The sequence below is a fragment of the Aeromonas bivalvium genome (assembly GCF_000819765.1).
In the GTDB taxonomy this organism is placed as follows: domain Bacteria; phylum Pseudomonadota; class Gammaproteobacteria; order Enterobacterales; family Aeromonadaceae; genus Aeromonas; species Aeromonas bivalvium.
Genome location: NZ_CDBT01000025.1, coordinates 1,774 through 10,495, shown reverse-complemented (window position 1 = coordinate 10,495; position 8,722 = coordinate 1,774). Strand labels below are relative to the sequence as shown.

General features: G+C 62.2%; 11 protein-coding genes. 10 read left to right on the top strand and 1 reads right to left on the bottom strand.

Annotated features, from left to right (window positions below; all coding sequences use genetic code 11):
- Positions 1-82 precede the first annotated feature (82 nt).
- Complete coding sequence (locus BN1119_RS09775; RefSeq protein WP_244463717.1) at positions 83-325, bottom strand: hypothetical protein; 243 nt, start codon at positions 323-325, stop codon at positions 83-85.
- Between the two features lie 107 nt (positions 326-432).
- Here BN1119_RS09775 and BN1119_RS09770 point away from each other — a divergent pair, with 107 nt between their 5' ends.
- The 10 genes from BN1119_RS09770 to hemB all read left to right on the top strand — a co-directional run bounded on the left by BN1119_RS09770 (position 433) and on the right by hemB (position 8,658).
- A complete protein-coding gene (locus BN1119_RS09770; protein WP_041997284.1) occupies positions 433-1,698 on the top strand; it encodes a cytosine deaminase in 1,266 nt (421 codons plus the stop codon).
- A gap of 74 nt (positions 1,699-1,772) precedes the next feature.
- The gene (gene crcB, locus BN1119_RS09765; protein ID WP_041997281.1) at positions 1,773-2,150 is read left to right on the top strand and encodes a fluoride efflux transporter CrcB; all 378 of its coding nucleotides are present in this window, start codon (positions 1,773-1,775) and stop codon (positions 2,148-2,150) included.
- Between the two features lie 65 nt (positions 2,151-2,215).
- Positions 2,216-2,968, top strand: coding sequence for a bifunctional demethylmenaquinone methyltransferase/2-methoxy-6-polyprenyl-1,4-benzoquinol methylase UbiE (gene ubiE / locus BN1119_RS09760; RefSeq protein WP_041997278.1), 753 nt, complete (start codon positions 2,216-2,218; stop codon positions 2,966-2,968).
- Positions 2,969-2,977: 9 nt separating this feature from the next.
- Entirely contained in the window at positions 2,978-3,586 is a 609-nt protein-coding gene (locus BN1119_RS09755) for a ubiquinone biosynthesis accessory factor UbiJ (protein WP_041997275.1), read from the top strand.
- Positions 3,586-5,226, top strand: a complete 1,641-nt coding sequence (ubiB, locus tag BN1119_RS09750; RefSeq protein WP_041997273.1) for a ubiquinone biosynthesis regulatory protein kinase UbiB — start codon at positions 3,586-3,588, stop codon at positions 5,224-5,226. Before BN1119_RS09755 ends, ubiB begins: the two co-directional genes overlap by 1 nt.
- Positions 5,227-5,267: 41 nt before the next feature.
- Positions 5,268-5,513 carry a Sec-independent protein translocase subunit TatA gene (gene tatA, locus BN1119_RS09745; protein ID WP_041997271.1) on the top strand — a complete coding sequence of 82 codons (246 nt, stop codon included), beginning with the start codon at positions 5,268-5,270 and terminating at the stop codon, positions 5,511-5,513.
- 3 nt (positions 5,514-5,516) lie between these two features.
- Positions 5,517-5,966 carry a Sec-independent protein translocase protein TatB gene (gene tatB / locus BN1119_RS09740; protein WP_041997269.1) on the top strand — a complete coding sequence of 150 codons (450 nt, stop codon included), beginning with the start codon at positions 5,517-5,519 and terminating at the stop codon, positions 5,964-5,966.
- On the top strand, positions 5,963-6,712 hold the full coding sequence (gene tatC / locus BN1119_RS09735; protein ID WP_041997266.1) for a twin-arginine translocase subunit TatC: 750 nt from the start codon (positions 5,963-5,965) through the stop codon (positions 6,710-6,712). Before tatB ends, tatC begins: the two co-directional genes overlap by 4 nt.
- 137 nt (positions 6,713-6,849) lie before the next feature.
- Positions 6,850-7,635: a TatD family hydrolase gene (locus BN1119_RS09730; RefSeq protein WP_041997286.1), complete on the top strand. Its 786-nt coding sequence runs from the start codon at positions 6,850-6,852 to the stop codon at positions 7,633-7,635.
- Between the two features lie 3 nt (positions 7,636-7,638).
- A complete protein-coding gene (hemB, locus tag BN1119_RS09725) occupies positions 7,639-8,658 on the top strand; it encodes a porphobilinogen synthase (protein WP_041997263.1) in 1,020 nt (339 codons plus the stop codon).
- Positions 8,659-8,722: the final 64 nt, after the last annotated feature.

Genomic DNA, 8,722 nt, shown 5'->3' with positions numbered 1-8,722 from the left:
CTCTGGGTATCAGCACCATGAAAACGAAAGCCTCCCTGAAAAGGGAGGCTTTTTTGCATGGGTCATTTTGATGATCGAGCTATCAATTCAGCGAGATCGCCCTGGCATCCAAATAGAATCTGGCTTCGCCGGAGGGGGCCCTGGTGACCATGGCCGTCAACCTGTCTTCCTGTCGATATTCCCAACGGTGTTCTATGGTGTCGAGGGGCGGCTTGCGGATCCCCAGGCCTTGCAGGTATTCATTGAACAGGCCGATACTGCCAATTTCTATCATCTTCTCGTCCATCTTTCCCTTCAGCTCCTTGATGGTGTCTGTGTTATCCATGTTAACAGTTCTCGAATGAAGCACACTCAAAGGCTTCTCTCATCCCTTGATCCAAGTTAACTTGTTGTCAAATAACCTGGGTTGCATTCAAGCGTGGGAGAGTCGCAATGCTGATCACCAATGTGAGACTGGCAGGACAGGAGGGGAGGTGGCAGATCCACTGCCAGGAGGGGCTCATCACCAGCATAGCCCCGGCGGGCGGCGTCGGGCTGGATGGGCCTCAACTCGATGGTGAAGGGGGCTTGGCCATGGCCCCCTTCATCGAACCTCACATCCATCTCGATACTACCCAGACAGCGGGTGAGCCGAGCTGGAACCTGTCTGGTACCCTGTTTGAGGGTATAGAGCGGTGGGCGGAGCGCAAGGCGCTGCTGACCCATGAGGATGTCAAATCCCGTGCCAGGCAGACCCTCAAGTGGCAGATCGCCAACGGCATCCAGTTCGTGCGCAGCCATGTGGATGTCTCAGACCCTGGGCTGGTCGCTCTCAGAGCCATGCTGGAGCTGCGCGAAGAGATGAGCCCCTGGGTCGAGCTGCAACTCGTGGCTTTTCCTCAGGAGGGGATCCTCTCCTACCCCAATGGCAAGGGACTGATGGAAGAGGCGATGGCCCTCGGGGCCGATGTCGTGGGGGCCATCCCGCACTTCGAGTTCACCCGGGAGTACGGTATAGAGAGCCTGCATTATGCGTTCGAGCTGGCCGAGCGCTATAGTGCCCTGATCGACGTGCATTGTGACGAGATCGACGACGAACAGTCCCGTTTCATCGAGACCCTGGCGACCCTAGCCCTGGAACGGGGCTGGGGAGACAGGGTGACCGCCAGCCACACCACCGCCATGCACTCCTACAACGGGGCCTATGCCTCTCGCCTGTTCCGCCTGCTGAAGATGGCGGACATCAACTTCGTCGCCAATCCCCTGGTGAACATCCACCTGCAGGGGCGGTTTGATACCTATCCCAAGCGTCGCGGCATCACCCGGGTCAAGGAGATGCTGGAGGCGAACATCAACGTCTGCTTCGGCCACGACGACGTGTTCGATCCCTGGTATCCCATGGGGACAGGCAACATGTTGCAGGTGCTGCATATGGGGCTGCATGTCTGCCAGCTGATGGGTTACCCGCAGATCGATGACAGCCTGAAACTGATCAGCAGCCACAGTGCCCGCACTCTGAATGTACAGGATCGCTATGGGCTGGAGGTGGGCAAGCCGGCCAACCTGATCATACTGCCGGCCGAGAGTGGCTTCGATGCGGTGCGTCGTCAGGTGCCGGTGCGCTACTCGATCCGCCATGGCAAGGTGGTCGCCCAGACTCACCCCGCCCAAACAGAGATTGTGCTGGAGCGACCCGAGCCGATCGATTTTCAGCGATGAACCCGTCCCGACTTCCCCTGTTATGGGCGGGGGAACTTCTGCATAATGTCGGCTGATACTCTTGGAGACTTGCCATGCAGACCTGGCTATATGTGGCCGCAGGAGGCGCCCTCGGGGCCTGCCTGCGCTTTGGAATAGGCGAACTGATGGCCCTGCTGCTGGGTCGCCACTTTCCCTACGGCACCCTCACCGTCAACCTTGTCGGCTCCTTCATCATGGGAGTTGCCTTCGCCCTCATCAGCAATGGTCATGTGATGGAGCACCCCATGAAGCCACTGCTGATGGTGGGTCTGCTGGGGGCCCTGACCACGTTTTCCTCCTTCGCCCTGGATACCGTGGTGCTGGCCCAGCATGGTGCCTGGTTCAAGGCGGTGCTCAACATGGGTCTGAATCTGTTCCTCTGCCTGCTGATGGTGGTGCTGGGGATGCAGTTGGTTGCCAGCCGGGTTTAAGGTGTCCGGACGCTGGCGGCTCTGGTAAACTGGCGGCCATTGTTTGTTCTATGGGTGTTTGAGGGATGTCGGAACCGACTACAACTACGCATTTTGGCTTTAAAACCGTTGCCGCCGACGAGAAGGAAACCCTGGTGGCCGGCGTCTTCCATTCGGTCGCAGCCAAGTACGATCTGATGAACGATCTGATGTCGTTCGGCATTCACCGCCTGTGGAAACGCTTCACCATCGATTGTTCCGGCGTGCGCCGCGGCCAGAAGGTGCTGGATCTGGCTGGCGGTACCGGTGATCTCACCGCCAAGTTCTCCCGCATCGTCGGCGAGACGGGTCAGGTGGTGCTGGCCGACATCAACGACTCCATGCTCAAGGTAGGCCGCGACAAGCTGCGCAACCTGGGGGTGGCCAACAATGTCTCCTTCGTGCAAGCCAATGCCGAGGCCCTGCCCTTCCCGGACAATCACTTCGACGTCATCACCATCGGCTTTGGCCTGCGCAACGTCACCGACAAGCAGAAGGCCCTGGCCTCCATGTTCCGGGTGCTCAAGCCGGGTGGTCGCCTGCTGGTGCTGGAATTCTCCAAGCCCCAGAGCGAGGTGATCGCCAAGCTCTACGATCTCTACTCCTTCAAACTGTTGCCGAAGATGGGTGAAGTGGTCGCCAGCGATAGCGAAAGCTACAAGTATCTGGCGGAGTCCATCCGCATGCACCCGGATCAGGAAACCCTCAAGGGCATGATGCTGGAGGCGGGCTTCGATCAGGTGGATTACTACAACCTCACCCAGGGTGTGGTCGCCCTGCACCGCGGTTACAAGTTCTAAGGGCCGATTATGCCGATGGATGCCATGGTCACGGCGGTGATCGAAACCAGTTTCAATCAGCTGCTGCGCCTCGACGAGCATAGCCATCAGCGACTGTTCAAGCTTAGGGGCAAGGTGCTCAAGCTGGAACTGCGAGAGCTCAAGCCGCTCTGGTTCCTGTTCTCGGAGCATCGCCTCGATGTGCTGGCCCAGTATGAAGGGGAGGCCGATGCCGTGCTCAGCCTCTCCCTCACTGCCCTCGGCCTGCTCAAGGATCCTTCCGCCCTGACCCGCTACATCCGCGAGGAGAAGCTGGATCTGCACGGCGATCCCCAGCTGGTGCAGGCGTTCAGTGCCCTGTTGGGGGAGCTCGACATCGACTGGGAAGATCAGCTATCCCGTTACACCGGGGACGTGCTGGCCCACAGTCTGTTTCGCGGTGCCCACAAGGCGCGGGAGGCGATCGGCCGCGAATTGTGCCGCAGCCAGCGCCAGCTGGCCGAATTCCTGACGGAAGAGGTGCGTCTCGCCCCAGGCCCGCTGGAAGTGGCCAGCTTCTGTGACGATGTGGATGCCCTGAGCCGGTGCCTCAAGGCCACCGAGCTGCGCCTCGCCCGACTCGAACAACGGATCCCCTGATGACCCCCAAGGAGTTCAAGCGCCTCTACCGCATCGTCGCCATCCTGCTCGAGCAGGGCATAGACGAGCTGGTACCGGCCAAATTTCAGCCCTGGCCCGGCCGCCTGGCCCGCCGCAGCCTGTTCTGGCTCAAGGATCGCGCGCCGCAGCGCAGCCGCGGCATGCGCATCCGCCTCGCGTTCGAGGCGCTCGGCCCCATCTTCATCAAGTTCGGGCAGATGCTGTCGACCCGGCGGGATCTGCTGCCGCCGGACATCGCCGAGGAGCTGGCCCTGTTGCAAGACAGGGTGCCCCCCTTCTGTGGTCAGGCGGCCCGTCGCCAGATAGAGCAGAGCCTGGGATGTCCCATCGAGACCCTGTTCGATGACTTCGACGAGACGCCGCTGGCGTCCGCCTCCATCGCCCAGGTGCACACGGCCCGCCTCAGGGAGAATGACCGCGAGATCGTCATCAAGGTGATCCGCCCGGACATAGAGCAGACCATAGAGGCGGATCTGCGGCTGATGACGGCCCTGGCCCGTCTGGTGGCGCGCTTCATCCCCTCCAGCGCCCGGCTGCGCCCGGTCGAGGTGGTCGAAGAGTATCGCAAGACCATACTCGACGAGCTGAACCTGATGCGCGAGGCCGCCAACGCCATCCAGTTGCGCCGCAACTTCACCGGCTCCAACGCCCTCTACGTGCCCGAGATCTACTCGGAGCATTGCCGCGAGCAGGTGCTGGTGATGGAGCGCATCTACGGCATTCCCGTCTCCGACATCGAGGCTCTGGAAGCCAACGGCACCAACATGAAGCTGCTGGCCGAGCGGGGTGTCGAGGTCTTCTTCACCCAGGTGTTTCGCGACAGCTTCTTCCATGCCGACATGCACCCGGGCAACATCTTCGTGGCCCGCGAGCACCCGGAGGACCCGCTCTGGATCGGCATCGACTGCGGCATCGTCGGCACCCTGAACCGGGAAGACAAGCGATATCTGGCCGAGAACTTCCTCGCCTTCTTCAATCGCGACTACCGCAAGGTGGCCGAGCTGCACGTGGAGTCGGGTTGGGTGCCTGCCGACACCCGGGTGGACGAGTTCGAGTTCGCCATCCGCACCGTGCTGGAACCCATCTTCGAAAAGCCCCTGTCCGAGATCTCGTTCGGCCATGTGCTGCTCAACCTGTTCAACACGGCGCGCCGCTTCGACATGCAGGTGCAACCCCAGCTGGTGCTGCTGCAAAAGACCCTGCTCTATGTCGAGGGGCTGGGGCGTCAGCTCTATCCCCAGCTCGATCTGTGGCAGACCGCCAAGCCCTTCCTCGAGCACTGGATGGGCGAGCAGGTCGGCCCCAAGGCGGTATGGAATGCCATTCGCGACAAGGCCCCCTTCTGGGCCGAGAAGCTGCCCGAACTGCCGGAGCTGGTCTACGAGACCCTGCGTCAGGCCCGCAGCCAGCAGCGTCAATTCGATCATCTGTTTGTCCAATTCAGCCGTCATAATCGGCATCAGGGGCAGGCTCGCTACCTCTTAGGGGTTGGAGCCAGCCTGCTGTTGGTGGGTGTATTCTTGCTGACCCAAAAACAATACATTGCGTGGGGACAAATCAGCCTCGCCGGTACAGGGTTATGCTGGTTGCTCGGTTGGCTCAAGGCCCGCTCACACTAATCACAATCCGCGCCCGCTGGCGCAATCTCGGAGAACGAATCATGGGTGGAATCAGTATTTGGCAATTGTTGATCATCGCGGCCATCGTGGTGTTGCTGTTCGGTACCAAGAAACTGCGCGGCATCGGCGGCGATCTGGGTGCTGCGGTCAAGGGCTTCAAGAAGGCCATGTCCGACGAGCCTCAGGACAAGCCGGCCAGCAAGGATGCGGACTTCGATCCCAAGCAGCTCAGCGAATCGACCAAGCAGGACGAGAGCGCCAAGCAGAAAGACAAAGATCAGGCCTAAGCCATGTTCGATATCGGTTTTTGGGAACTGGTGCTGGTCGGCATCGTCGGCCTGCTGGTGCTGGGCCCGGAGCGGTTGCCCGTGGCCATCCGCACCGTCAGCGGCTGGATCCGGGCGGTGCGCAGCACGGCCAATGCGGTCAAGTCCGAGCTGGCCCAGGAGCTCAAGTTGCAGGAGCTGCACAACGATCTCAAGAAGGCCGAGCAACTGCAGATGCAGAACCTGAGCCCGGAATTGCAGGAGTCCATCGAGAAGCTGAAGGCGGCGGCTGACTCCGTCACTCATCCCTACGCCAGGCCCTCGTCCCCGGACGCACCTATCCATGAGCCTGACGCGGCGCCCGAGCCGGAAAACCGTATCCTGCCGGAGGGGGTGGCCAGATCCCAGCCCGTCGAACGGGCCGAGCCCGCTGCGACGGCCTCGCCGGATCGCAAAGGGGAGGTGAAGTCATGAGCCAGACCGAACAGCCGTTGATCGCCCACCTGGTGGAGCTGAGGACCCGGTTGCTCCATGCCCTCGGCGCCATCTTGCTGGTGTTTGTCTGCCTGGTCTATTTCTCGAACGATATCTACAAGTTCGTGTCGGCGCCCCTGATCAGCCAGCTGCCCGCAGGCACCAGCATGATAGCGACCGATGTGGCGACCCCCTTCCTGACGCCGATCAAGCTGACCATAGTGGTCGCCTTCTTCATCGCCATACCCTATCTGCTCTACCAGGCCTGGGCCTTCATCGCCCCGGGGCTGTACAAGCACGAGCGGCGGCTCATCATGCCGCTGGTCTGCTCCAGCGCCCTGCTGTTCTATGCCGGCATGGCGTTCGCCTACTATGTGGTGTTCCCGCTGGTGTTCGGCTTCTTCACCAGCACGGCGCCGGTGGGGGTGACCATCGCCACCGACATCGCCAACTATCTGGACTTCGTGCTCACCCTCTTCTTCGCGTTCGGGGTGGCCTTCGAGATCCCGGTGGCGACCATACTGCTGTGCTGGACCGGCGTCACGACCCCGGACAGCCTCAAGGCCAAGCGCCCCTACGTGGTGGTAACCGTCTTCGTCATCGGCATGCTGCTGACCCCGCCGGATGTCTTCTCCCAGACCCTGCTCGCCATTCCCATGTGGATGCTGTTCGAGGTCGGCGTCTTCTTCGCGCGTTTCTATACCCGCAAGGAGCCGCTGGCGGAGGAAGAGAGTGAGGAGGGCTGAGGCCCTCTTTTTTTGCCTCGTCATCCGCGCAGGGTGGGCGAGGGAGCCCGCTTGTGCAGGCCGGCCCTTTTCATGACCCGGCACGGGGAGTATGGTAGTGGCCCTTGCTGGCTTTCATCTGCACCTTTAGCGATCCCATGATAGACATAGGTCTCAACCTCACCAGCCCCCAATTTGCCGGGGAACAAGCCGAACTGGTGGCGCGTGCCCGCGCAGCCGGTCTCGATGCCCTGATCCTGACAGGTACCGACCTGGCCGGCAGCCGTGACAGTGCTGCCCTGGCTGCCCGCTGGCCCGGCTACTGCTTCTCCACCGCCGGTGTGCATCCCCATGACGCCAAGTCGGTGGACGAACAGAGCCTGGTCGCCCTGCGCGAGCTGGCGGCCCTGCCCCAGGTGGTGGCCATCGGCGAATGTGGTCTGGACTACAATCGCGATTTTTCGCCCCGCCCGGTACAGGATGCCGTGTTCGACGCCCAGCTGGCCCTGGCGGCCGAGCTGGGGATGCCCGTCTTCCTCCATTGCCGCGACGCCCACGTCCGCTTCATCGAGATCCTGCGCCCCTGGCTCCCCAAGCTGCCGGGGGCCGTGCTGCACTGTTTCACCGGATCCGATGATGAGCTGGACGAGTGCCTGGCCCTGGGGCTGCACATAGGCGTGACCGGCTGGATCTGTGACGAGCGACGGGGCCAGCCGCTGCGCGAGCAGGTGGCGCGCATCCCGGCCGGTCGATTGATGATAGAGACGGATGCCCCCTATCTGGTGCCCCGGGATCTCAAGCCACGCCCCAAACGCAATGAACCCGCCTTCTTGCCGCACATCGCCCAGGTGGTGGCGGCCTGCCGCGCGGAAACGCCCGAGGCCCTGATGGCCCATACCCGGGCCACCTCCGCCGCCTTCTTCCAACTGCCAATCCAGGAGTGACTCATGGCCACAACTCTTCCGGGCGCCTTCCCGGGCCGCCGTCTGCGCCGGGCGCGTAAACAGGATTTCAGCCGTCGTCTGATGCGTGAGAACCTGCTCACGGTGGACGATCTCATCTATCCGGTCTTCGTGCTGGAAGGGGAGGGCCAGCGGGAAGCCGTGGCCTCCATGCCGGGGGTGGACCGCCTCTCCATCGATCTGCTGCTGATCGAGGCCGCCGAGCTGGTGGCCCTGGGTGTGCCGGCCGTGGCCCTGTTCCCGGTGACGCCCGTCGAGAAGAAGAGCCTGCTGGCCGAGGAGGCTTACAACCCGGATGCCCTGGCCCAGCGTGCCACTCGCGCCCTCAAGGCGGCTTTCCCCGAGCTGGGGGTCATCACGGACGTGGCGCTGGATCCCTTCACCACCCATGGCCAGGACGGCATCATAGATGACGAAGGTTATGTGATGAACGACATCACCACCGAGATCCTGGTCAAGCAGGCGCTCTCCCATGCCAGGGCGGGGGCCGACATGGTGGCACCCTCCGACATGATGGACGGCCGCATCGGCGCCATTCGGGCGGCGTTGGAGGAGCACGGCTTCGTTCACACCCAGATCATGGCTTACTCCGCCAAGTATGCCTCCTGCTACTATGGCCCCTTCCGCGATGCGGTTGGCTCTGCCGCCAACCTCGGCAAGAGCAACAAGGCCACCTACCAGATGGATCCGGCCAACGGCGACGAGGCTCTGCACGAGGTGGCCCTGGACATCCAGGAGGGGGCCGACAGCGTCATGGTCAAACCCGGCATGCCTTACCTGGACGTGATCCGCCGGGTCAAGGATCAGTTCGGGGTGCCCACTTACGCCTACCAGGTCAGCGGCGAGTACGCCATGCACATGGCCGCCATCCAGAACGGCTGGCTCAAGGAGCGGGAGACCATCATGGAGTCCCTGCTCTGCTTCAAGCGAGCCGGTGCCGACGGCATACTCACCTATTTCGCCAAACGGGTTGCCCAGTGGCTGAAGGAAGACGCCCGGCGCTGATTTCATTGTGTCGTTCGTCCACAATGCCGACCCCAGGGTCGGCATTGTTTGTTTTGGTGTTTGT